Annotated in this window: 2 protein-coding genes; both read left to right on the top strand. The window is 70.8% G+C overall.

Annotated features, from left to right (window positions below):
- The first annotated feature begins 26 nt into the window (after positions 1-26).
- Positions 27-872, top strand: a complete 846-nt coding sequence (locus CCN39_RS48805) for an alpha/beta fold hydrolase (RefSeq protein ID WP_434781171.1) — start codon at positions 27-29, stop codon at positions 870-872.
- 1 nt (position 873) lies between these two features.
- On the top strand, positions 874-1398 hold the full coding sequence (locus tag CCN39_RS48810) for an AAA family ATPase (RefSeq protein WP_086854024.1): 525 nt from the start codon (positions 874-876) through the stop codon (positions 1396-1398).
- Positions 1399-1507: the final 109 nt, after the last annotated feature.

The raw sequence follows: 1507 nt of genomic DNA on the forward strand, positions 1-1507 counted from the left end.
GGGTGAGGACGACGACCTTGTCGCCGCTGCCGAACTCGGTGTACCAGAGCCGGTGTCCCTCGTGGTCGATCGAGCTCACCGGCTCGTTCGACCACGAGGGACACCGGCTCTGGTACACCGAGTTCGGCAGCGGCGACAAGGTCGTCGTCCTCACCCACGGGATCATGCTGACCCGCCGGATGCACGCGCCCCTCGCGCGGCGGCTGGCCCGGGCGGGCTTCCGGGTGATCACCCTGGACCTGCTCGGCCACGGCGACTCCGACCGGCCGACCGAGTCGTGGCTGTACTCGATGCCGTCGTTCGCCGAGCAGACCCTGGCGCTGCTGGACCACCTCGAGGTCTCGTCCGCCGTGATCGGCGGGACGTCACTGGGCGCGAACGTCTCGCTGGAAGTGGCGGTGCAGGCGCCTTCGCGGGCGCGCGGGCTGATCGTCGAGATGCCGGTGCTGGACAACGCGATCGTCGCCGGGCTGTTCACCTTCGCACCGCTGCTGATGGCGGCCCGCTTCCTGCCGTTCACGGTGCAGGCGGTGGCGCTGGCGGCCTCGGTGGTCCCGCACGGCAACCAGTGGGTCGACGTCGTCACCGACACGCTCTCCCAGCGCCCGGCCCCGATGGCGGCGCTGCTGCACGGGGTGCTGTTCGGCCGGATCGCGCCCCCGAAGTCGGTGCGCCGCAAGATCTCGACGCGCGCGCTGGTGATCGGGCACCAGGGCGACCCGATCCACCCGTTCGGCGACGCGGACACGCTGGCGATCGACATGCCGGACGCGGAGTTCGTCCAGGCGCGCAGCCCGGTCGAGCTGAGGCTCGACCCGACCCGCCTGTCGGACGCGATCCGGGATTTCGCCGCGAGCTGCTACGAGGACTGACGTGCCGTTGGTGTGGGTGACCGGCAACGCGGGAGCCGGCAAGTCGGCGGTCTGCGCCCTCCTGAAGGAGCGGGGCGAGTTCGCGGTCGACGCGGACGAGGAGGGCTACCACCACTGGGCGGACCGGGTGAGCGGCGCGGTTGTCACCGATCCGCCCGACCCGGTGCCGGCGGGCTGGCTCGACCGCTTCGGCTGGCGGATCAGCCGTGCGAAGGTCGAGGCCCTGGCGGCCCGGACAGCCGGCCAGATCGCGTTCTTCTGTGGCTGCCCCGAGAACCACGAGGACGTGCGGGACCTCTTCGACCTGGTGGTCTGCCTGGTGATCGACGAGGACACGCTCCGCCACCGGCTCCTGACCCGCACGTCGAACAGCTTCGGCAAGCACCCGGAGGAGCTGGCCGCGGCCCTCGGCGACAACGCCTACCGGCACCCCGGCGCAACGATCATCGACGGCACCCGTCCCCTGCCCGAAGTCGCCGACGCGATCCTCGCCACCGCCCGCTCACTCAACCCGGAACTCCCGTGATCAGAGCCGGAACTCACGTGATTGAACCCGTGACTGGCGTGATTGAGGCCGGAACTCGCGAGTTCCGGCTTCAATCACGCCAGTTCCGGCCCCAGTCACGCGAGTTCCG

This window comes from Amycolatopsis kentuckyensis, from assembly GCF_002155975.1.
In the GTDB taxonomy this organism is placed as follows: Bacteria; Actinomycetota; Actinomycetes; order Mycobacteriales; family Pseudonocardiaceae; genus Amycolatopsis; species Amycolatopsis kentuckyensis.